Source organism: Shewanella sp. N2AIL (assembly GCF_022690845.1).
Taxonomy (GTDB): Bacteria; Pseudomonadota; Gammaproteobacteria; order Enterobacterales; family Shewanellaceae; genus Shewanella; species Shewanella baltica.
This window is the reverse complement of record NZ_JALBYT010000009.1, coordinates 46,048-68,101: the sequence shown is the minus strand read 5'-3', so window position 1 is coordinate 68,101 and position 22,054 is coordinate 46,048. Positions and strand designations below refer to the sequence as shown.

Genomic DNA, 22,054 nt, shown 5'->3' with positions numbered 1-22,054 from the left:
TTGCGGCATTTTTGTTTTAGCTCATCGGCATGAATGCTGAATCGACGATTCAGGCCTTAAAGTACAAACTATGGAACTTAAGGTGTTCTTCAATAAAGCTCGCGATAAAGTAGTAGCTGTGATCGTACCCCGGCTGCATCCGCACATCTAAGGGATAACCCTTGGTATGGGCGATATCCACCAGCGATTGTGGCATTAATTGGGTGTCTAAAAAGCTGTCAGCTTCACCTTGGTCAATCAGTACTGGCACTTCGCTAATCGCGAGCTTAAGCAATTCGCAGGCATCATACTGGCGCCAATGTTCACGATTCTCACCTAAGTACTCACTGAAGGCTTTAATGCCCCAAGGCGCATTACTCGGATTCGAAATCGGACTAAAGGCCGAAATGGAGCTGTATCTGTGCGGATTACTCAGGCCAATCACCAAAGCACCATGGCCGCCCATCGAATGGCCAGAGATGGCGCGCTGGGTAGTCACAGGAAAATGGGCTTCAATCAAGGCTGGCAACTCGTGGACTATGTAATCGTACATTTTGTAATGACGATTCCATGGTGCTTTGGTCGCATTGAGGTAAAACCCCGCGCCTAAGCCTAAATCGTAGGCTTTGTCCGCCGCATCGGGCACATCGTCGCCGCGAGGGCTGGTATCAGGGGCAACAATCGCCATCCCAAGTTCAGCCGCCATCCGCTGGGCGCCCGCCTTCTGCATAAAGTTTTCATCGGTGCAGGTTAGGCCTGAGAGCCAATACAGCACAGGCACAGGTTTATTCACCGCTTCGGGCGGCAGATAAATCGCGAAGCGCATCTCGCAGTTTAACGACTGAGATTGATGGCGATACTGCTTATGCCAACCGCCGAAACTCTTGTTACAACTGATATTTTCTATGGTCATACAAGTCCTTTTAAGCTCAATCTGTTAGCGCTTGGTCATAACGCTTGTCTTAGCGTTAGTCTTAGCGTTAGTCATCTGTTCAGTTGGCAACACAGCAGACAGATTTGCACCTGCCTGCTGGTTGGTCACATCAAGCTGAAGCATCAACTTAGCGTGCGAAACCGCTTATTTATCAAAATGGATCACGCTACGGATGCTCTTACCTTGGTGCATCAACTCGAACGCTTCATTGATTTGCTCAAGTCCCATAGTGTGGGTGATAAAGTCATCGAGCTTGAACTCACCGGCTAAGTAACGCTCAACAATGTGGGGCAGTTCAGAGCGCCCTTTCACACCCCCAAAGGCAGAACCGCGCCACACGCGGCCAGTCACTAATTGGAATGGACGGGTTGAAATCTCTTGCCCTGCACCGGCAACACCTATGATTACCGACTCACCCCAGCCCTTATGGCAACACTCTAAGGCGCTGCGCATCACGTTGACGTTGCCGATACACTCGAATGAGTAATCCACGCCGCCGTCGGTCATCTCAACGATCACCTCTTGGATAGGCTTATCGAGTAATTTAGGGTTGATGCAATCGGTCGCGCCGAGTTTTTTAGCTAACTCGAACTTAGATTCGTTGATATCAATGGCGATAATGCGGCTGGCTTTTGCCATAGTCGCACCAATGATCGCCGATAAACCGATACCGCCGAGGCCGAAAATCGCCACGGTCGCGCCTTCTTCCACTTTGGCCGTGTTCATCACAGCGCCCATGCCTGTGGTTACGCCGCAACCCAGCAGACAAATTTCTTCTAATGGCGCGCTCTTATTGACTTTCGCCAATGAGATTTCAGGCAGCACAGTATATTCAGAGAAAGTCGAGCAACCCATGTAATGGAAGATAGGTTTGCCATCGAGATAAAAACGCGTGGTGCCATCGGGCATTAAGCCTTTACCTTGGGTCGCACGAATTTTTTGGCACAGATTCGTTTTGCCCGATAGGCAGAACTTACACTCGCCGCACTCAGGGGTATAAAGTGGGATCACATGATCGCCCACTTGCACGCTGGTCACGCCCTCGCCCACTTGCTCAACGATACCGCCGCCTTCGTGGCCTAGAATTGCTGGGAATACGCCTTCAGGATCGTCACCGCTCAGGGTAAACGCGTCCGTGTGACACACGCCTGTGGCCACAATGCGCACTAAGACTTCGCCCGCTTTAGGTAACATCACATCCACTTCTTCAATCTTCAGTGGTTGTCCTGGTCCCCAAGCAACAGCGGCCTTTGATTTAATAAACTGCGGATTTTCGTTCGACATTGTTACCGTCCCTTGATAGGTAATAAGAGAAAATTATTGTTGTAATCGATTCAACTTGAGCTAAAGCCTATTGGTTCAAGCATATTGGCTCAAACATACCGACTCAGCATGCGCAGATGCCCATTGCACTTATGCTGTTGAACTGATGCTACTGCACTGATGCTAATCAATAGTAAGATTGTATTTGTTTCTCAGCGAGAGACAATCTAGTATTCAAGCAATTCATTTTTACTGAGCAACAACAATGTACCTCTGGGATGGCATTTCTGAGTTTGTCGCAGTGGCCGAAGCCGAAAGTTTTACCCTAGCGGCGCAGCGACTGAATATCTCCACCGCCCACGTGAGCCGCCAAGTCAGCGCCTTAGAGAATCGCCTCGGCACTAAGCTGTTTTATCGCACCACCCGCAAAGTGTCGCTAACCGAAGAAGGCACGATTTACTATCGCCATTGCCGCCAATTACAAACCGGCTTAGAAGAAGCTGAGCGCGCCATCTCAAACCTAAAGGACTCACCCCAAGGCTTAGTCAAACTCACGGCTCCCGTGGCCTATGGCGAGAAATTTATCATGCCGTTACTCAATGATTTTATGGTGCAATATCCCAGCGTTGAATTTAGCGTCGACTTGACCAATCGCACCTTGGACTTGATTGAAGGCGGTTATGATCTGGCCATTCGCCTCGGAAAACTCGCCGATTCGAGCCTTATGGCCAAACCGCTCAGCAGCCGTACTCACTATGTCGCCGCCTCACCAAGTTATGTGGAAAAATACGGCCAGCCCCATACGCTATCAGAGCTTAGCCAGCACAATTGTTTGATCGGTAATCATAATTACTGGCGCTTTGTGGAAAATGGCCGCGAGCGTAATATCAAAGTCCGTGGCAATCTCAATTGTAACAGCGGCTACGCATTAAGGGATGCGGCACTAAAAGGCATAGGGATAGTTCAACTGCCTGATTATTATATTGAAGATGATATAAATGCAGGACATTTACTGTCCTTACTCGACGGTCACCGCGAAGCCAAAGAAGGCATTTGGGCGCTCTATCCGCAAAACCGCCATTTATCGGCCAAGATCCGCGTATTGGTCGATTACCTCGCCGAAAAACTCATCGAACAGGACTAATCTTTTTCTGAACAGCCGGTTGTTGAGCAGTATTTTGTGGAGCAGTCTGTTGCTAAAAAATCTATTGCTGAGAGGTTTATTGTGGAGCCGTCTGTTGTTGAGCGGATTACTCAGTTCGAACAAGCGAAGCGATAACAGACAAGACGCCGCAAACTAGCGCCAGTTTTCCCGCAAGGTGTAATACAACATGCCTAACGCCAGCGCTTGATTGCCGAACCATTCATTTAACGGAATACGGATATGGCGCATGCCGGCAAACAAATCAAACTCACGCAATTGTCCGTCCATCGCATTAGCCATGATCTCAGCCATAATGTGCGATGTCGCCACCCCATGCCCAGAATATCCTTGGCAATAGAATACATTAGGCGACACTTTGCCGAGCTGCGGGATACGGTTAATCACAATGCCTGCCATTCCGGCCCAGGCAAATTCGATATCAACACCCTTTAATTGTGGAAAGGTGCGCTCAATTGCGGGCCGTAATTCCGCCGCCACATTTTTGGGATCGCGGCCGCTGTAGTTAGTGCCGCCGCCGAACATCAAGCGTTTATCTGCGGTAAGGCGATAGTAATCCAGCACAAAGCGACAATCGTATACGGCTAAATCCTGCGGATTGAGTTGCGAAGCGATCTCATCGGGCAAAATTGCCGTGGCGCAATTGCCTAAGGACGCCGGAAATAACATGCCACGCAGTTGAGGGCGCGCGAGTTTATGGTAGGCATTCCCCGCGATCAGCACACTGTTGGCGCGCACTTTCCCCTTGGCGGTAATAACGGTAGCAAGATCGCCCTCCTCAATATCGAGCACGGGTGAGTGTTCAAAGATCAACGCCCCCAGAGCTGCTGCAGCGCGAGCTTCACCAAGGCATAGATTGACTGAGTGCAAATGCATGTTGCGCCGATTGACTAAGCCACCGTGATACAAGGGCGAGCCTAAATAGGCGGGCATTTCATCGGCCGATACCAGTGTCATAAATTCACCCATGCCGCGGCGCTGAGCCTCATCATGCATAGCCCTAAGCTCTTGCATGTGCTTTGGCTGGTAGGCGGTTTGGATATGACCAAACTTTAAATCACAATCTATGCCGTACTTGGCCACCCGATTTTTAATAATGTCATGACCGCGCCAACGCATATTCCACACATAATCTTCAGCTTCATTGCCAATCTGGCGGCGCAGTTGTTTGGTCATCGCGGCATCGCCGGACAAACTACCTGTCACCTGCCCGCCGTTGCGTCCGGTTGCACCCCACGCAATTTTGTTGGCCTCAATAAGCGCCACCTTGTAGCCCTTCTCGGACAATTCCAGCGCCGTTGCTACACCGGTAAACCCGCCACCGACAATCGCCACATCGACGCGAATGTCGCCTTCAAGCTCAGGATAATCCGACTCTTGGTTAATGGTGGCATTGTAGTAGGAGGCGCAACGCTCTGCTGGCATAGTCATTCCTTGATGTTGAAAGTTAAGTGTTGAAAGTTAAGTATTAAAAGTTGAGTGTTGAACGTTAAGTACTAAAAGCTGTGTGCTGGTAATGGGTGTTGAGTCTTAGTTTATAGGCGCGAGTGTTAACACGTTTTCCGCCGACGGTTGTTGTATATTTTTTACAAGCGTTCAGAATTTGAGAGTATATCTGAGTTGAGATCGAGGTCAACAGTGGATTGAATTAACCGCTTGCTGGACAGAACAAAGGGAGTTGGGCTGGCTCCTGCTTGACGAGCCTGAAATGGAAAAGCTTGAGATGAAAGTATCTGAAATGGCGGCTCCTGTGATTATGGAGCCAGAGATTAAGAACATGAGCTTAGGCGCCGAATATTAAGGCGTGGCTCATTTTATCTTTTAAGTCTTATGCTTTTTGCTGGTTTAAGATAGGCTTGTGCGGCGTCATCCTCTTTTTATCTCAGCAACCTAGAGTCCATTATGCCACGATTGCCAATTGCCCAGCCACTTAGCCAACTGCCGTTTTCACAAGCGTGCGAAAACAATAAAGCGCCGATTTTAGCGGTATTAACACAAGCATTCTCACTCAACCAACATGTGCTCGAAATCGGCAGTGGCACTGGCCAACATGCCGTATTTTTTGCAGCAAATCTTCCCCATTTAATCTGGCAAACCAGCGATCAAGCTGAGTATATTGGTGGCATTAGCGCAAGGTGTGAGCAAGAAGGCGGGCTATTCAACGCTGGAGCAAATCTAGCTTTACCGCTTATCCTTGATGTTATCTCGCCATGGCCGGTGGAGGGATTAACACCTGATATTGATGGCGTATTTACTGCGAACACTTTGCATATTATGAGCAAAAATATGGTTGAAGCGTTTTTTACTGGCCTTGGTCTGTATATCCCCCAACTCAAGACCCTGTGCATTTACGGCCCCTTTAACTACCAAGGCGAATTTAGCAGTGATAGCAATCGTCAATTCGATGCCTTTTTAAAACAGCGCGATCCCGCCAGCGGCATTCGCGATATCGAATGGATTTGCAGTTTAGCCAGCGAGCAAGGCTTAACACTGAAGCAAGATGTGGCTATGCCCGCAAATAATCGATTACTGCATTTTGTTAGAGGCTAGCATTTTGTTAGGGGCTAGTTTTTGTTAAAGGCTCGTTTCTTGTTAAAAGCTAGCTTTAGTTTAATGGTTTAGTCCGTTTTGGCCTCAGCGGTTCTGTGTCCATAACTCAGCACTCGAGTGGCTTTCCACTCTTCATCCTGTTTGCACCACACGATCACAAAGTCGGCTAGGCCATCACAGCTGCCGGTTTCAAAACTGCAAAAACGGTGAACGCCTTGCTCTATTGCGCCAAACTCTTTCACCGGAAACACTTTCATCGTGCCCGCAACTAACTCACGGCGGTAATGACCACAGGCATATTTTTCTGTATTGGCGATCATATCCTTGCGGTTCCACGTCACGCCGCCCGTGTCGTGGTAAAACTCCACATCTTCAGTGAAAAACGCCGCGTGTTTCTTAAGTTCAGCGGGGGCTGCGCACTTATTGAAACTGTCGAACACGGCAAAATCCACCGCTGCAATTTGAGTCGCTAACGTATCAGCTAACGCAGTAGCGGGTTGCGCAATGCCTGCATGTGAAGCCTCAGCGGTTTTATCCGATGCGGCATTAGCTAATGCGGGCGAATCTGTGGCAACAGCGGGTTCAGTTGTAGCGAGTGACAAAGTTAAAACGGCGACTGTGGCTAAGCTATAAAATGCTGGATTCATATTCTCTCCGTGAATGTTGGCTGTAAATTTTTATGGCGACGATTCACATCACAAACCTGCATAGCAGCCACAAAGATGAAGCAGAAGTGTCAGCAAAGCGTATGCCAATTTAATTATCCTTTTAAATCAGAATAATATACTTAAAACTTGAATTTGCCTGCAGCATCTGCAGACAATTTATGGCTAGTTTCACTATCTTTTCGCGATTTACCCCACCTCAGCGTTTAGCCTTTTCGCATTAGCTATTTCGTATTCGCTGATCACACTCGCTTTCTCATATTTGTTTCTCAGCAACATCAGCTTGGTAGTGCAAGCAGCCCCCTCAACAGACATACCCGCTATCATACTGTTATTAAAGAGTAAAATTTACATAGTCTTTACACAAAAGCGGGATCTGCGCTCTTGATGCACTATTTAAGAATAATTATCATTCGCCGAAATTATCCAAGGAAGAATGATATGTCCCGCTTTATCTGCCGTACTCGCAAAACAAGTCATACATCCGGTGCAGCTCTGTCACCTAAACTGAGCCTGCTATCGCGCGCCATTGGCTTAAGCCTGTTGTTACCCGCTGCATGGGCAACCGCCGCAGCTCCCCAAGATGCCACGCCAGAAATGGAACGTATGGTGATCACAGCAACACAAACTAAACACTCGGAGCTTTCGGCGCCCGCTTCTGTGTCTGTGATAAATCGCAGCGAACTCGAAGCGCTAGTGATCGACGATCTGGCCAGTGCAGTGCGTTATTTACAGGGCGTGAATATCAGTGAAGGCACGCCCTATGGTCGCAATGAAATTAGCCTGCGCGGGCTGGATTCGGACTACACGCTGATCTTAATCAACGGCCGCCGAGTCAACTCCCGCGAAGCACTAACCTCCAGTTATGGCAACGATTTTGACTTGTCCTCTATTCCCATGTCTGCAATTGAGCGTATCGAAGTCGTGCGCGGGCCCATGTCATCCCTCTATGGCTCCGAAGCCTTAGGTGGCGTGGTTAACGTGATTTTGCGCCAACCCACTGACGACTGGCAGACCAGTGTCGGCGTGCAATACGATACGCCCACCAGCGGCAAAGGTGGCGACAGCACTAAGTACAACTTCTACACCAGCGGCGCGCTGATCAAAGATAAATTACTGGCAAACTTAATCATCGACAGCAATAAACGCGATGCATGGCGTTCAGACTTAAAACCCACCATTGATGCGCTAGAAGACAGAGATGAAATCAGCGCCCTCGCTAACCTGCAATGGTTGATTGATAGCCAGCAAGATCTGCAATTTGATTTAAGTTACGCCAACGACGAACGCGAGTCGGATTGGAATAACTACGGCACGATCCTCACCAATAACCAACAAGCCGAGCGGATAAGCTCAGGTCTAACCCACAATGGCCACTGGAACTGGGGCGATACTCGCCTGCGCTATTACTATGAAAATGTTGAGGTAACTGACGACTCAGCGTTAATCGCCGAAATTGGTAATATCACCCAAACCAACCACAATCTCGACGGCCAAACCACAGTCTTACTGGGGGAACACATGTTAACCAGCGGCGCAGAATACCGTTGGACTCAACTTGAAAACAGCCGCAATATTTTGGGTGATGGCACCTTAGACGACAGCCAGTCGGCCTTGTATCTGCAAGATGAATTTAGCTTGGGCGAACTCAATATCACTTTGGGCGGGCGCGTCGATCACCACGATGTGTACGGCACCGAATTTAGCCCGCGCATGTATTTAGTGTATAACTTAAGCTCTGAATGGGTGATCAAAGGCGGCGGTGGCAAAGCCTTTAAAGCGCCGAATATGTCACAATCCCAAGCCGATTATATTATCCCCGCTTGTCGCGGCGCCTGTACTGTTGCGGGCAATCCCGATCTACAAGCCGAAACCTCAGTGAACTACGAGTTATCGACCCAATATCAAACCACAGATTTTGGTGGCTCGATCACCTACTTCCACAATGATGTAGAAAATAAAATCATCACAGAAACTTGGGATAGAACGCCCGGCGCAGTGTTAACTTACCAAAACGTGAACGAAGCTGAGATCACTGGTTGGGAACTGCAGGCTTGGTACGATGTAAGTGACACGGTCAGCATTAGCGGTAATTACAGTAAAACCGATGCCGAAGATAAGCAAAATGGCGCGCCTTTTACCTTAACGCCGGATGACAGCTACAACCTGAAACTGCAATGGCAGGCATTGGAGGGCTTATCTACCTTTATCGCCTACCACTATACTGGCGATCAGTATTTGCGCACCAATGTAAAATCGACGGGTTATGGTTCACTCGACCTAGGCGTGAATTACCAAATCAATCCTATGTTCAGAGTCAAACTCGGCGTCACTAACCTAACAGATGCAGAGCGTGACCAAGTCGCCACCGATCTTGATTACATCCAAAAGAGCCGCAGTATTTATGCGGGCGTAACGGCAAGTTTCTAATCGGCAATCTGCCACACACATGGGGTTATTAAGGTGAAAATGGGCTTGCGAAACTATCGCAAGCCCATTTTTTATGAATTCAGTTTTAAGCTGTCGAACTTTTAGAACACTTCCTCAAACGAGCAGCCTTAAGGGATTTGTTTTATGGGATCGGCTTTAAGGGAGCGGTTTTAAGGGATCTGCCTTAAAAATTCCAGCGCTTTATCTAGGTCACGGGTGCGCGCCATCGGCGGCAGTGAGTTTAAAAAGGCTTGGCCGTAATAGCGATTCACAATGCGATTATCACAAAGGATCAGCACACCGCGATCTTTTTCATCGCGAATAAGGCGGCCAACACCTTGTTTCAGCGCAATAATCGCCTGCGGTAACGAGACTTCGGTAAAGGGATCGAGTCCTTGACGACTCACATTATCGGCTCGGGCACGATACAGGGGCTCATCGGGCGACACGAAAGGTAATTTGTCGATAATCACGCAGCTTAACAATTTGCCGCGCACATCCACCCCTTCCCAAAAACTACTGGTGCCGAGCAACACCGCATTGCCGAGTTGGCGAAACTTCGTCAGCAGACTCTGTTTACCCGCTTGGCCTTGTACCAGCAGCGGATACTGAGTGCGAGTTCGCAGTGCCAACGCTGCTTGTTCGAGCATTTTATGGCTAGTAAATAAAATAAAAGTCCGCCCCTGCGCTGCGTCTATCGCTTGCACGCACACCTCCACCAGCTGTTTTAATGCTTGCTGTTGATTGGTCACGCTGCCAAGTTGTCTCGGCACACAAAATACCGCTTGGCGGGGATAATCGAAGGGACTGTCGAGAATGCTTTGCTGCGCATCGACGATACCCATTTCTCGGGCGAAATGAGCAAGACTGCGGTTAACCTGCAAAGTTGCCGAGGTAAATATCCAGCTGGTTTCCGGCACAAATAACTGCTGGCACTCACGGGCAATATTGATGGGTGAAATTCGCAGCACCACAAAACGACTACCAAATTCAATGCTGTAGGCCGCCAGATTATTATCGCAGTTAAAAAACACACTGAGCTTATTATTCAGCTCCGCCAACTTGATGGCGATATCATCTAACAATTCACTGCGGCCAATATGGGCCATTAATAAATTCTGCAGCGCAGTTAATTCCGCTAATAAATCCCATGACGCCGCCGCGAGCGCTTTATTGCCCAGCACTAAACGCCAGTCGGATTCACCGCAGGAATATAACTGATTATGCCAATCACTTAATTTAGCGAGACAACGCTGGCAAAATTGGGCGAGTTGCCCCGTATCACTGAGTTCGGTCTGATAAATAGCGAGTAGCTTTTGAATAAAATCATCAATAGTACGACTCGAACATTGCTGACCAAAATAGTTAACGCAAATATCGGGTAATAAATGCGCTTCATCGAAAATCACCACGTCGGGATCGGGCAGTAACTCGGCAAAGCCCGTGTCTTTCAGTACGCTATCGGCGAAAAACAAATGGTGGTTCACCACTATGATTTTCGCATCCATGGCACGGCTGCGCGCCTTGCGGGTAAAGCAGGCATCGTAAAAGTCGCAACGCTTACCAATACAGCTTTCTTTGGTACTGACCACGAGCGGCAGCGCCGAGGAATTCTCAGGTACTGAGGTTAAACCGCCAATATCGCCATCTTTACAGGTGCTTGCCCACTGATTGATTTTCAACAAATCATCCAATAAACGCGCATCGATATGTGTCGCCTCGCTCATTTGCTTATCGAGTCGCCACTGGCACAGATAATTATTGCGCCCCTTTAGCAGCGCCAGTTTGGGCTCAATCCCCAACATGGCGACCAGCGCGGGTAAATCTTTAAAAAACAACTGCTCTTGCAGATTTTTACTGCCGGTACTGACGATAACTTGCTTGCCGCTCAATATCGCAGGGATCAAATACGCAAAGGTTTTACCCACCCCTGTGCCCGCCTCAATCACCACATTACTCTTCGCCGCTATCGCCTCACTCACTTGCTGCGCCATCTGCATTTGGCTTGTTCGCGCACTAAACCCTTGAATGTGCTTAGACAATACTCCATCGGGCAAAAATGCGCGTTGCACTTCAGACGCAAGTCGACTCACCGCAGCAGCGCCTTTTGCGGCAGCAGGCTTAACCACTGTTTCTTTAGAGGAAGCATGCTTTGAGTTAGGTAGGCGGGAGCGAGTCAAAGGGAGAATCAATCCTTTATCAAGGTGTTAGAGAGCGTTATAAAAAATGTAGTAAGGCCACACTATAAACTGCTGAGCGAGTGCATTGTGATGACTTTAATTAACCACAAGCACTGGTTAGTACCGCAAGCCGCGGCGGTAAACGATAGCGTTAAGCTTAACGGCTCGAAGCATTATGCTGATTTAAGATAAGACTACAAGTTAGCAAAAATAATTTCTCGGGTTCTTTCCCTTGCGCCATACATGAGCCACCATTTAAAGCTGTTCATTATGGGTCGTCAGTTTTGATACAAAGCTCCCAAAACAAGATACTTGAGTACGCGCAGCATTAATTGCCATTGTTTCCCCAGTGACTCGCCATAAACTCGTCGCTGAAGGCTCGACGGCGGCATATATGGATATATTCACGGCGTGTCACTGGAATGACTGTGCTTAATGATTACATACACATTGACTTCACGACTTTCTCGGTCATTGGAACAGATTACGCTGATAATAGTTCGGCACGACTTGCCAACACATTTCGGTCCACTTTCAACATTCCATCAACAAATATGCTCAATGGCTTTATTTAGCGATAACCACCAGCCTTTCACAAAAACGCATAAATATTCTCATTTAATTCAAAATTGCTGTTGCAAAGGCTCATAAAAGCGGTTAGTTTAAATCCACTTATACGGATAGACGTCCGTAACAACGCATTCAACGCTTCACTGTATTTCGAGCAGTTGAGCCAATAAAACTAAATACCGAGAGAGTAAAATGAGCCCACTACTGAACGCTATCCACCACCATCACCACCATATGCGGTAGCCTTCGGACGCTCACTGCCGGAGGACTATATCCTTCTGGCGGACTGATTCAAGATGATCATAAACCCCTGGAAGGAATTCCGGGGGTTTTTTGCATTTAGGCGTTAATTTTGGTTTTAATTATGATTTTAATTTAATAAGAAATTTTAGATATTTTATAAATTATCAATACGTTAGCTAGATCCCTTAGCAAGATTACTTAGCTAGAGGCCATTGAACGGCAAGACGTATTAAACCGATTAAACAACACACTTTTGAATCTTTTAATTTTGATACTTTTGAGCGAGATAACACTATGACTGAATCGAACCGTTTACGCATCGCCATCCAAAAATCTGGCCGTCTTTCTACTGACTCTCAGCAACTGCTAAAAAGCTGTGGTGTTAAATTTTCCATTAATGAACAACGCCTTATCGCTCACGCCGACAATATGCCTATCGATTTACTGCGCGTTCGTGATGATGATATCCCAGGATTGGTGATGGACGGCGTGGTTGATATGGGGATCATCGGTGAAAACGTGCTCGAAGAAGAACAAATCGAGCGTCAAACACTGAACAAGCCCGCAGATTGCCTCAAACTGCGTCAGTTAGATTTCGGATCATGTCGCCTCTCGTTAGCCGTACCAACAGAATTCAGTTACGCCGATGCCTCCTCGTTAGAAGGATTACGCATCGCCACGTCTTACCCAAACCTGCTGCGCCGATTTATGCAACAAAAAGGCATAACTTATCGCGACTGTATGTTAAAAGGCTCGGTTGAAGTCGCCCCGCGTGCCGGCCTTGCCGATGGTATTTGTGATCTCGTGTCGACGGGCGCCACCTTAGAAGCCAACGGTTTATACGAAACCGAAGTGATTTACCGCTCTATGGCCTGCATCATTCAATCGACCCAAACCCAAACGCCGACTAAACAAGCACTCATCGACAAGATTCTGTCCCGCGTCAATGGCGTTATCCGCGCCCGTGAGAGCAAATATATCCTGCTGCACGCGCCAACCGAAACCTTAGATCAAATCGTCGCCCTGCTGCCCGGCGCTGAAAACCCAACCGTATTGCCATTAAATGATGATACTAACCGCGTCGCTATCCACGCCGTCAGTACCGAAGATTTGTTCTGGGATACCATGGAACAGCTGACCGCACTCGGTGCCAGCTCGATTCTGGTGATGCCAATCGAAAAAATGATGGGGTAATGTATGGAAATCCTAACTTGGTCAACCTTATCAACCACCGAGCAGAAAACGGCGCTGAAACGCTCGCCCTTAATTGGTGACAGCGGCTTAGAGCAAAGCGTTCGTGCCATTCTCGATGCGGTGGCAACGCGGGGTGATGCCGCCATTCAAGAATTTAATCAAAAATTTGATGGTTTCAATAGCGCTAAGATTGGTGAGCTGCGCATGGGCGAAGCTGAAATAGCTGCGGCAAGCGCACGGGTATCGCCAGAGCTGAAAGCTGCGATATCCAAAGCCATGGCGAACATAGATGTGTTTCACAGCGCCCAGCAATTTCGCCCAATTGATATGGAGACAGAGGCGGGAGTACGCTGCGAGCTACGTAGCGAACCGATTGAAAAAGTGGGTTTATATATCCCCGGTGGCAGCGCACCATTAATTTCTACCGTGATGATGCTTGCCCTGCCCGCCAAGATCGCCGGCTGCGAACAAAGAGTATTGGTCAGCCCACCGCCGATCAACGATGCCATTATCTATGCCGCCAATGCCTGCGGGATCACTGAAATTTATCAAGTGGGCGGCGCGCAGGCCATTGCGGCACTGGCCTTCGGCACGGAAACGATTCCCGCAGTTGATAAGATTTTTGGCCCAGGTAATCGCTATGTCACTGAGGCTAAACGCTTAGTGTCACAGGATGGTCGCTGCACTGTGTGTATCGATATGCCAGCAGGCCCTTCTGAGGTGTTGGTGATTGCCGATAGCGACGCCAATTGCGAATTCATTGCCGCCGATTTGCTTTCACAAGCTGAGCACGGCCCTGATTCACAAGTGATTTTAGTGACAGATTCGCAAGCTATCGCGGACGGCGTGAATGACGCACTGACAAGACAACTTGCCGTCCTGCCGCGTTGTGATATCGCGGCAACGGCGCTACTGAGCAGTCGCACTTTTGTTGTGGACGATATGCTACAAGCCGCGCAGGTTTCGAATCAATATGGGCCTGAGCACTTAATCATTCAAACGCGCTTTCCCCGAGAGGTATTGAAAAACATTCGCGCCGCTGGCTCGGTATTTTTAGGCGCCTATACGCCTGAATCTGTTGGCGATTATGCCAGTGGCACCAACCACGTGCTGCCGACTTACGGTTACAGCCGCGCCGTGTCGAGCCTGTCATTAGCCGATTTTAGCCGCCGCTTTACCGTGCAGGAACTCAGCGCTAAGGGCTTAATCGGATTGGGGCAAGCGGTCATGACGTTAGCCAGTAACGAATTGCTTGATGCACACAAAAATGCCGTAGCCATTCGTCTAGCTAGCCTAGAGAAATGATCCGCTTAATCTTAAGTGATTGAAAATATAGCTGAGTGAAGAAAATGAGCCAAGTGAGCAGCATGGAAAAGACAGCAGAACCCGCAGCATTAGCATCGACGTTAGCACCATTAACGGTAGCGCAATCGGCGCCGCTAAATTTAGCTGAGCGCCTAGCGCGCCCTGAGTTACTGGATTTAACGCCCTACCAGAGTGCCCGCAGACTGGGCGGTCGTGGTGATATTTGGATCAATGCCAACGAATCGCCGTTCAATAATGTCGATACGGCAGCGCTCGATTTATCGAAATTGAATCGTTACCCAGAATGCCAACCGCCGCAGCTTATCAATGCCTACAGCGAATACAGCGGCGTAAGCGCCAGCAAGATAGTCGCCAGCCGCGGCGCCGATGAAGCGATTGAACTGTTAATTCGCGCCTTTTGTATACCAGGCGTCGACAGCATCGCCTGCTTTGGCCCGACGTACGGCATGTATGCCATCAGCGCGAACACATTTAATGTGGGTGTTAAAGCGTTAAATCTCAGTGCAGAATATGGCTTGCCGACAAGCTATGCCGAGGACGTTCGCGGCGCAAAACTGGTGTTTATCTGCAATCCCAATAATCCGACCGGGACTGTGATCGACAAAGCCATTATCGAGCAAGCGATCAAAGCCCTGCCCGACGCGCTTGTGGTGATCGATGAGGCCTATATTGAGTTTTGCCCTGAATACAGTGTGGCGGATTTACTGGAAAGCTATCCGAATCTAGTGGTACTGCGCACCCTATCAAAAGCCTTTGCACTCGCCGGCGCACGCTGTGGTTTTATGCTGGCAAACGAGGCCGTAGTCGAAATTGTTATGCGCGTGATTGCGCCCTATCCTGTGCCGCTGCCAGTGAGTGAGGTCGCCACGCAAGCGCTATCAAGCGTAAGCGTTGCGCGGATGAAAGTGCAAATCGCAGAATTAAATGAGCAGGGCGCCAGACTCACAGCGGCGATCAGCGCCTATTGTTCAAAATCGAATAACTCAGATTCTCGAGCCCGCGTGCTTAAGCCTAACGGCAATTATGTACTGGCTGAATTTGATGATGTCGCCAAGGTCGCAGCGTTACTGCAAGGCAGCGGCGTTGTCGCCCGCGCCTACAAAGACCCAAGGCTTGCCAAGGCTATCCGCTTTAGCTTTAGTTCAAAGGCGGATACCGATGTGTTAGTGAATTTATTTGAATCGCAACACACTGAGCAGTCACCAGAAACGAATAATAAGTAACTGAACATAAAAACTAATAAAACCAATAAAAAGCGAATGCCGCGCTGAAGGTAAATCAGCTTAAGCATTAGCTAAACGAATTGAATTTGAAGGTAGAGCCATGAACCCACAATTTATCCCGAACGTTGCACAAAAAATTCTGTTTATCGACCGCGATGGCACCTTGATTGAAGAGCCCATCACCGACAAACAGGTCGATAGCCTAGCGAAATTAGTGTTTGAGCCACAGGTGATCCCCGCTTTGCTACGTCTGCAAAAGGCGGGATTTCGTTTAGTCATGGTCAGCAATCAAGATGGCCTTGGCACACCGTCTTTCCCGCAGGAAGATTTCGACGCGCCCCACAATATGATGATGCAAATCCTCAAAAGCCAAGGGGTGAACTTTGAAGATGTGGTGATTTGCCCGCACTTTAACGATGAAAATTGCAGCTGCCGTAAACCTAAGCTTGGGCTAGTAAAAGACTATCTCACCCAAGGCTGTATCGATTTCACCCAATCAGCTGTGATTGGTGATCGCGAGACCGATGTGGAACTGGGCAATGCCATGGGCATTAAAAGCCTGAAATATCAACGCGACACTTTGGGCTGGAACGCCATCGCCGATGCACTGCTCAATAAAGGCCGCACCGCGACGGTTGTGCGCACCACCAAAGAAACCGATATTCGTGTGACTGTGGACCTCGACAGTTCAGTCAAAGGCAAAATCGACACTGGCATTGGCTTTTTCGATCATATGCTCGATCAAATTGCCACCCACGGTAATTTTAGAATGGATGTGACAGTCGATGGCGATTTAGAAATCGACGATCACCACAGCGTCGAAGACACGGCGCTGGCCATAGGTGATGCCCTTCGCCAAGCGCTCGGTGACAAACGCGGCATTGCCCGTTTCGGCTTTAGTCTGCCGATGGACGAAGCCAAGGGCGAATGCCTGCTGGATATCTCTGGCCGTCCTTTTATCAAGTTCTCAGCCGATTTTGAACGTGAGCACGTAGGTGAAATGGCCACAGAAATGGTGCCACACTTCTTCCGCTCCTTTGCCGATGGCCTGCGCTGTACGCTGCATGTGTCGACCGAAGGTGATAACGATCACCACAAGGTCGAAGCCCTGTTTAAAGTGCTCGGCCGCGCGCTGCGCCAAGCGGTTAAAGTCGAAGGCGATATTCTGCCATCGAGCAAAGGCGTACTTTAAGGCATCAGCATAAATCGTTTAAGAGGTTAGGATGCAACAAGACACTCTATTAACAGCTGGTCAGCAATTAACAGCTAGCCCGCAATTAACAGCAAATGAATCACCAGATGCTGAAACCGTCATCATAGACACGGGCTGCGCCAATTTAAACTCAGTACGTTTCGCCTTCGAGCGTTTAGGCGCTAAGGTGTTGGTCACAGACGATAAAGCCAAAATCAAAGCGGCAAAACGTGTGGTGCTGCCGGGTGTGGGCACAGCGGGTGCCGCCATGGCGTCCTTGCATGAAAAAGGCTTAGTCGAACTCATTCAAGGCCTGACTCAACCTGTGCTGGGCGTATGTCTTGGCATGCAAATGTTGGCAGCGATTTCTAAGGAGCGCGGCGGAAAAGGTCAAGATTGCGAGTGCTTAGGCATAATCCCAACCGACATTTGTGAACTGGATACGCAGTTACTCAAAGCTGAAAGCCTACCTTTGCCACACATGGGTTGGAACCAACTTAAGCTCACGACAAACTCACAAGGCGCCAACAGCCCTAACGTTCACCCGCTGTTTGCGGGTATTGAAGATGGCAGTTATGTGTATTTCGTCCACAGTTACCGCGCGCCACTGAGTGAATTTACCTTAGCCGAATGTTCCTATGGCGAAGGCTTTAGCGCCGCCATAGGCAAAGGCAACTTTATGGGCGTGCAGTTCCACCCCGAAAAAAGTGCCGCCGTGGGCGCGCAAATTCTGCGTAACTTTTTACAGATGGACGAGTTACAGATGAACAAAGCTCTGGTGAACGAAGCTCTGATGAACGAAGCGCTGCAAAGCAGCTCTGCTGATGGCCAAGCGGGTGCAAAGAAGGCTGACCAATGAATAAATTACTCATTAAAAAACCATTTATTAATAAATTACTTATAAACAAATCAATTAAGGATCTGAGCTTATGATTATTCCTGCGATTGATTTAATTGATGGCAATGTTGTCCGCCTTTATCAAGGTGATTACGGCCAACAGACCACCTTTGATTTAAGTCCTTTGGCGCAGCTGCAATCCTATGAGGCACAAGGCGCGAAGTGGTTACATATTGTTGATTTAACAGGCGCGAAGGATCCCGCTAAACGCCAAACTCTCCTTATCAGTCAACTCGTGGCGGGACTAAACGCTAATATTCAAGTTGGCGGTGGCATTCGCACAGAAGAACAAGTCACTGAATTATTAAATATCGGCGTAAAACGTGTGGTAATTGGCTCGCTGGCGGTGAAAGAACCTGAGTTAGTTAAGCAATGGTTTATCAAATACGGCAGTGAAGCGATTTGCCTCGCACTCGATGTCAATATCAACCAGAGCGGTGAGAAAATTGTCGCCGTATCCGGTTGGCAAAGTGGCGGCGGTAAGAGTTTAGAATCCCTCGTGGAAACCTTTAGCGCTGTCGGCTTAAAGCATGCGCTAGTGACTGACATTAGCCGTGACGGCACCTTAACGGGCGCAAATACCGCGCTTTATCAAGAAATTGCCGCGAGCTATCCCGGTATCGCTTGGCAAGCCTCCGGCGGTATTGCAACTCTTGAGGATGTTGCCGCCGTGCGTGACAGCGGCGCGGCGGGCATCATTATAGGCAAAGCCTTGCTTATCAATCAGTTTAACGTGGTGGAGGCAATCCAATGCTGGCCAAACGACTAGTCCCCTGTTTAGATGTCAAAGACGGTAAAGTAGTGAAAGGCGTACAGTTTCGTAACCACGAAATTGTCGGTGATATCGTGCCCTTAGCCGCGCGTTATGCCGAAGAAGGCGCCGATGAGCTGGTATTTTATGACATTACCGCCAGCGCCCATGAACGTGTGGTCGATAAATCTTGGGTGAGCCGCGTGGCGGAGCAGATTGATATTCCCTTCTGCGTGGCAGGTGGCATTAAAACCATTAGCCAAGCCCGTGAATTATTAGCCTTTGGGGCGGATAAGATTTCGATTAACTCGCCCGCCTTAACCGATCCAAGTTTAATCTCACGACTGCAGGACGAGTTTGGCCGCCAGTGTATCGTGATTGGCATCGACTCCTTTTTCGATGCCACCAGCAACAGCTATAAGGTAAAGCAATTTACCGGCGATGAAGCGGCGACTAAGGATACGCAGTGGTTTACCCAAGACTGGGTTGAAGAAGTGCAAAAACGAGGTTGTGGTGAAATCGTGCTCAATGTGATGAACCAAGACGGCGTGCGCGGCGGCTACGATATCAAGCAGTTAAGCCTTGTTCGTGCCATCTGCGACGTGCCTTTAATTGCCTCTGGCGGCGCTGGAACTATGGCGCATTTCCGTGATGTGTTTATTGAAGCCAAGGTCGATGCGGCGCTGGCAGCGAGCGTATTCCACAAGGCGATTATCAACATCGGTGAGTTAAAAGCCTATTTAGCGGCCGAAGGCATTGCGATTAGGCGCTAGCGATTGCAATTAGACGCTCGCGGTCAATCGTTTATAGCGAGCTAATGCCGCCTACCGATACAGTAAGAGCATGAGTAAGAGCTAGCAACCACAATACGTCGCTAAAAAGTATCAACAAATTAAGAGTGAACACTATGTCTACGCAAACAAACACTAAAGCGGATTTTAGCGAGCTGGATTGGGACAAACAGGATGGACTTATTCCTGCCGTGATCCAAAATCACTTATCGGGCAAGGTATTAATGCTCGGTTACATGGATAAGGCCGCGCTGGAAAAAACCTTGAGCACAGGTGATGTGACCTTTTTCAGCCGCTCAAAACAGCGTTTATGGACTAAGGGTGAAACCTCGGGCAATACCCTAAAGTTGGTGGCTATCGATAAGGACTGCGATAACGACAGCCTGTTAGTGCAAGTGATCCCCAACGGCCCAACCTGCCACAAAGGCACCGAAAGTTGCTGGTTAGATGACAATGCGCACCCCTTTTTGAACAACCTCGCCAGCTTAATCACCTCGCGTAAAGGGCAAAATGCCGATTCCAGCTATACAGCGTCTTTATTTGCGCGCGGCACTAAACGTATCGCCCAAAAGGTCGGGGAAGAAGGTCTCGAAACCGCCCTTGCCGCTGCGACCCACGATAAGGAAGAGTTAGTTAACGAAGCCTCAGATCTTATCTATCACTTGCTGGTATTGCTTGAAGATCAAAACTTAAGCCTCAGTGACATCACAGCAAACTTGCTGGCAAGACATCAAAAGGCACTGCAGAGCAAAGCATAAACGTCTCACTGTCTCTGATTTCAAGCTAGTCTCTGATTTCAAGCTAATCGCTTACATCAAGAAATGCCGCACACTTAAGCCAAGTCTGCGGCATTTTTTATCACGCGATAAACGTGGCGAACTCCTCTTTCTTCTCCCCTCGTTAACCATAAACTCAGTGTGAGTTAGGTATGTCTTTAAGCTTAGTCACATGACAAAAAACAAACAAAATACTGTTGTAATGGTTGACAAGTACACCTCAACTCCCTATGGTAGCCTCCGTTGCCGTTAGGTTATTAAGGCAAGGCATAAAAACACTTATCCGTTTTTACTCAACACACGCTAAGGCAAGTTTTATGTGTTTCACACCCTTTTATTATCCCTATCTGTAGCCGCAATGGCATAGATAGGCTCCCTCGCCTGACCTTCCATTGTGGCCATATCCTTTCGGATCCGCTGAGCGCCACTGTCTCATTTGCTTAAATCATTTTGTGCTTGAATCGTTTCACATTGAATCACAGCAAAATATTTTATGACAGTTGCTTTCGGATCAAATCTTTAGCTCTTTTTCATCCGACACGCTTTTGAGATTATGTTATGACACAGAATAAAATTTTCGGCAGTTTGCTGCTTATCGCAGGCACCACAATTGGCGCGGGTATGCTGGCTTTGCCTATCGCATCGGCGGGACTTGGTTTTGGCACGTCCTCCGCCATCATGTTGATCCTGTGGGCGCTAATGGCCTATACAGCGCTGCTAATGGTGGAAATCCATCAATTCGCCCCCAGCGATGCCAGCCTTAATCACTTGGCGCAACGCTTATTGGGTCGTAAGGGCCAGTTGATCGCCAATAGCGCCTTGATGTTTTTACTGTACGCCCTTTGCGCCGCCTACATTGCCGGTGGCGGTGAGCAAGTGAACCAAAAGCTGAGCACTTGGCTAGAGCTAAGTTTGCCACCGCAGGCGGGCGCCATCCTGTTTACCCTGCTGATTGGGGCGATTGTGGGCATGGGAACTCACTGTGTGGACCTTATCAATCGCGGTTTATTTGCCCTTAAGCTATTGGCATTATTGCTTATGTTGGCCTTGTTACTGCCGCAGGTAGAAAGCCCACATTTGCTTGAACTTCCGCTCAACCAAGGTTTAATTATCACGGCTATTCCGGTGATTTTTACTTCCTTTGGTTTCCACGGTTCGATTCCATCAGTGGTGCGCTACTTAGGCGTTGAGGTCAAAGCCCTGCGCAGGATCATGCTGCTCGGCTCCGCTTTACCACTGATCATTTATCTTTTGTGGCAAGTAGGTAGCCAAGGTGTACTAAGCCAAAGCCAATTGCTCGAAAATCAAAGCTTATCGAGCTTTATCAATCAACTGGCGAGCGTACTGCACAGCGAATACTTAAGCAGTGCGATCAGTTTGTTTGCCGATCTCGCTCTTGCGACTTCGTTTTTAGGGGTGAGTTTAGGCTTGTTCGATTTTATGGCTTCGACCTTAAGACGAGAGGATGATTTTTCTGGTCGTAGCCTAACTGCTGCCATCACCTTTTTACCGCCCTTAGGTTTTGCCCTCTTCTACCCCCAAGGTTTTATCACAGCCCTGGGTTATGCGGCGATTGCGCTGGTGATCCTCGCCATCTTTTTACCTGTAGCCATGGTGTGGACACAGCGCCAGACGCGAGATGCGGCCAATATGCCGACGGGATATCGGGTCGCGGGCGGTAAGTTTGCCTTAATGCTCGCCACACTTTGCGGAATAGTGGTTATCGCCGCGCAGATGTTTAGCTAGTCGCAATTCACTCACCAAGAGTTATTTAATCAAAAGTTAGCTAACCCAAAGTTAGCTAGCCCCAATTCACAAGCCCTATTCGCTAGCTCGAATAAAAGATTAGGTACAAGAGTCTGTAAAGCTTCAACTATTGACAGCAGGCTCTTGTCTATTCGATGATCCTTTCACATTAGTCAGCTAA

The 22,054-nt window shown here is 48.7% G+C and carries 17 protein-coding genes; 12 read left to right on the top strand and 5 right to left on the bottom strand.

From position 1 onward, the window contains the following. Positions 1 to 49: 49 nt before the first annotated feature. The gene (fghA, locus tag MO387_RS07525; protein ID WP_106650680.1) at positions 50 to 892 is read right to left on the bottom strand and encodes an S-formylglutathione hydrolase; all 843 of its coding nucleotides are present in this window, start codon (positions 890 to 892) and stop codon (positions 50 to 52) included. A gap of 165 nt (positions 893 to 1,057) precedes the next feature. Then, the gene (locus tag MO387_RS07520) at positions 1,058 to 2,197 is read right to left on the bottom strand and encodes an S-(hydroxymethyl)glutathione dehydrogenase/class III alcohol dehydrogenase (RefSeq protein WP_107947789.1); all 1,140 of its coding nucleotides are present in this window, start codon (positions 2,195 to 2,197) and stop codon (positions 1,058 to 1,060) included. A gap of 244 nt (positions 2,198 to 2,441) precedes the next feature. Here MO387_RS07520 and MO387_RS07515 point away from each other — a divergent pair, with 244 nt between their 5' ends. Further along, positions 2,442 to 3,320, top strand: coding sequence for a LysR family transcriptional regulator (locus tag MO387_RS07515; RefSeq protein ID WP_006086303.1), 879 nt, complete (start codon positions 2,442 to 2,444; stop codon positions 3,318 to 3,320). Between the two features lie 153 nt (positions 3,321 to 3,473). Here MO387_RS07515 and MO387_RS07510 read toward each other — a convergent pair whose 3' ends face one another. Further along, positions 3,474 to 4,763, bottom strand: a complete 1,290-nt coding sequence (locus MO387_RS07510) for an FAD-binding oxidoreductase (RefSeq protein ID WP_107947791.1) — start codon at positions 4,761 to 4,763, stop codon at positions 3,474 to 3,476. Between the two features lie 477 nt (positions 4,764 to 5,240). Here MO387_RS07510 and MO387_RS07505 point away from each other — a divergent pair, with 477 nt between their 5' ends. Beyond that, complete coding sequence (locus tag MO387_RS07505) at positions 5,241 to 5,888, top strand: DUF938 domain-containing protein (RefSeq protein ID WP_107947793.1); 648 nt, start codon at positions 5,241 to 5,243, stop codon at positions 5,886 to 5,888. Between the two features lie 68 nt (positions 5,889 to 5,956). Here MO387_RS07505 and MO387_RS07500 read toward each other — a convergent pair whose 3' ends face one another. Continuing rightward, on the bottom strand, positions 5,957 to 6,535 hold the full coding sequence (locus MO387_RS07500; RefSeq protein ID WP_107947795.1) for a DUF4440 domain-containing protein: 579 nt from the start codon (positions 6,533 to 6,535) through the stop codon (positions 5,957 to 5,959). A 459-nt stretch (positions 6,536 to 6,994) separates the two neighbouring features. Here MO387_RS07500 and MO387_RS07495 point away from each other — a divergent pair, with 459 nt between their 5' ends. Next, on the top strand, positions 6,995 to 8,983 hold the full coding sequence (locus MO387_RS07495; RefSeq protein WP_107947797.1) for a TonB-dependent receptor: 1,989 nt from the start codon (positions 6,995 to 6,997) through the stop codon (positions 8,981 to 8,983). A 170-nt stretch (positions 8,984 to 9,153) separates the two neighbouring features. On the opposite strand, the gene MO387_RS07490 is transcribed toward MO387_RS07495, so the two are convergent. Beyond that, positions 9,154 to 11,163, bottom strand: a complete 2,010-nt coding sequence (locus MO387_RS07490; RefSeq protein ID WP_199908725.1) for an ATP-dependent DNA helicase — start codon at positions 11,161 to 11,163, stop codon at positions 9,154 to 9,156. A gap of 1,107 nt (positions 11,164 to 12,270) precedes the next feature. On the opposite strand from MO387_RS07490, the gene hisG reads away from it, so the two are divergent. From hisG to MO387_RS07445, 9 genes are all read left to right on the top strand, one after another. Then, positions 12,271 to 13,170 carry an ATP phosphoribosyltransferase gene (hisG, locus tag MO387_RS07485; RefSeq protein ID WP_006086295.1) on the top strand — a complete coding sequence of 300 codons (900 nt, stop codon included), beginning with the start codon at positions 12,271 to 12,273 and terminating at the stop codon, positions 13,168 to 13,170. A 3-nt stretch (positions 13,171 to 13,173) separates the two neighbouring features. After that, positions 13,174 to 14,475: a histidinol dehydrogenase gene (gene hisD, locus MO387_RS07480; protein WP_242326178.1), complete on the top strand. Its 1,302-nt coding sequence runs from the start codon at positions 13,174 to 13,176 to the stop codon at positions 14,473 to 14,475. A gap of 44 nt (positions 14,476 to 14,519) precedes the next feature. Continuing rightward, the gene (hisC, locus tag MO387_RS07475; RefSeq protein ID WP_242326177.1) at positions 14,520 to 15,719 is read left to right on the top strand and encodes a histidinol-phosphate transaminase; all 1,200 of its coding nucleotides are present in this window, start codon (positions 14,520 to 14,522) and stop codon (positions 15,717 to 15,719) included. Positions 15,720 to 15,819: 100 nt separating this feature from the next. Then, positions 15,820 to 16,911 carry a bifunctional histidinol-phosphatase/imidazoleglycerol-phosphate dehydratase HisB gene (gene hisB, locus MO387_RS07470; protein WP_242326175.1) on the top strand — a complete coding sequence of 364 codons (1,092 nt, stop codon included), beginning with the start codon at positions 15,820 to 15,822 and terminating at the stop codon, positions 16,909 to 16,911. A gap of 31 nt (positions 16,912 to 16,942) precedes the next feature. Continuing rightward, positions 16,943 to 17,770 carry an imidazole glycerol phosphate synthase subunit HisH gene (gene hisH / locus MO387_RS07465; protein ID WP_242326173.1) on the top strand — a complete coding sequence of 276 codons (828 nt, stop codon included), beginning with the start codon at positions 16,943 to 16,945 and terminating at the stop codon, positions 17,768 to 17,770. A gap of 70 nt (positions 17,771 to 17,840) precedes the next feature. After that, entirely contained in the window at positions 17,841 to 18,578 is a 738-nt protein-coding gene (hisA, locus tag MO387_RS07460) for a 1-(5-phosphoribosyl)-5-[(5-phosphoribosylamino)methylideneamino]imidazole-4-carboxamide isomerase (protein ID WP_242326171.1), read from the top strand. Further along, complete coding sequence (gene hisF, locus MO387_RS07455) at positions 18,560 to 19,333, top strand: imidazole glycerol phosphate synthase subunit HisF (protein WP_006081894.1); 774 nt, start codon at positions 18,560 to 18,562, stop codon at positions 19,331 to 19,333. The genes hisA and hisF overlap by 19 nt, the downstream gene beginning before the upstream one ends. A gap of 134 nt (positions 19,334 to 19,467) precedes the next feature. Continuing rightward, positions 19,468 to 20,109, top strand: a complete 642-nt coding sequence (hisIE, locus tag MO387_RS07450; RefSeq protein ID WP_242326170.1) for a bifunctional phosphoribosyl-AMP cyclohydrolase/phosphoribosyl-ATP diphosphatase HisIE — start codon at positions 19,468 to 19,470, stop codon at positions 20,107 to 20,109. 576 nt (positions 20,110 to 20,685) lie between these two features. Continuing rightward, positions 20,686 to 21,873 carry an aromatic amino acid transport family protein gene (locus MO387_RS07445; protein ID WP_242326168.1) on the top strand — a complete coding sequence of 396 codons (1,188 nt, stop codon included), beginning with the start codon at positions 20,686 to 20,688 and terminating at the stop codon, positions 21,871 to 21,873. The last annotated feature ends 181 nt before the right edge of the window (positions 21,874 to 22,054 follow it).

What these genes read in the sequence shown, in the direction of transcription:
- MO387_RS07495 (WP_107947797.1), top strand. Translation starts at nt 6,995, where the DNA reads ATGTCCCGCTTTATCTGCCGTACTCGCAAAACAAGTCATACATCCGGT.
- MO387_RS07520 (WP_107947789.1), bottom strand. Translation starts at nt 2,197, where the DNA reads ATGTCGAACGAAAATCCGCAGTTTATTAAATCAAAGGCCGCTGTTGCT.
- hisIE (WP_242326170.1), top strand. Translation starts at nt 19,468, where the DNA reads ATGTCTACGCAAACAAACACTAAAGCGGATTTTAGCGAGCTGGATTGG.
- hisF (WP_006081894.1), top strand. Translation starts at nt 18,560, where the DNA reads ATGCTGGCCAAACGACTAGTCCCCTGTTTAGATGTCAAAGACGGTAAA.
- hisB (WP_242326175.1), top strand. Translation starts at nt 15,820, where the DNA reads ATGAACCCACAATTTATCCCGAACGTTGCACAAAAAATTCTGTTTATC.
- fghA (WP_106650680.1), bottom strand. Translation starts at nt 892, where the DNA reads ATGACCATAGAAAATATCAGTTGTAACAAGAGTTTCGGCGGTTGGCAT.
- MO387_RS07515 (WP_006086303.1), top strand. Translation starts at nt 2,442, where the DNA reads ATGTACCTCTGGGATGGCATTTCTGAGTTTGTCGCAGTGGCCGAAGCC.
- MO387_RS07445 (WP_242326168.1), top strand. Translation starts at nt 20,686, where the DNA reads ATGACACAGAATAAAATTTTCGGCAGTTTGCTGCTTATCGCAGGCACC.
- hisG (WP_006086295.1), top strand. Translation starts at nt 12,271, where the DNA reads ATGACTGAATCGAACCGTTTACGCATCGCCATCCAAAAATCTGGCCGT.
- MO387_RS07510 (WP_107947791.1), bottom strand. Translation starts at nt 4,763, where the DNA reads ATGCCAGCAGAGCGTTGCGCCTCCTACTACAATGCCACCATTAACCAA.
- MO387_RS07500 (WP_107947795.1), bottom strand. Translation starts at nt 6,535, where the DNA reads ATGAATCCAGCATTTTATAGCTTAGCCACAGTCGCCGTTTTAACTTTG.
- hisA (WP_242326171.1), top strand. Translation starts at nt 17,841, where the DNA reads ATGATTATTCCTGCGATTGATTTAATTGATGGCAATGTTGTCCGCCTT.
- hisC (WP_242326177.1), top strand. Translation starts at nt 14,520, where the DNA reads ATGAGCCAAGTGAGCAGCATGGAAAAGACAGCAGAACCCGCAGCATTA.
- MO387_RS07505 (WP_107947793.1), top strand. Translation starts at nt 5,241, where the DNA reads ATGCCACGATTGCCAATTGCCCAGCCACTTAGCCAACTGCCGTTTTCA.
- hisH (WP_242326173.1), top strand. Translation starts at nt 16,943, where the DNA reads ATGCAACAAGACACTCTATTAACAGCTGGTCAGCAATTAACAGCTAGC.
- hisD (WP_242326178.1), top strand. Translation starts at nt 13,174, where the DNA reads ATGGAAATCCTAACTTGGTCAACCTTATCAACCACCGAGCAGAAAACG.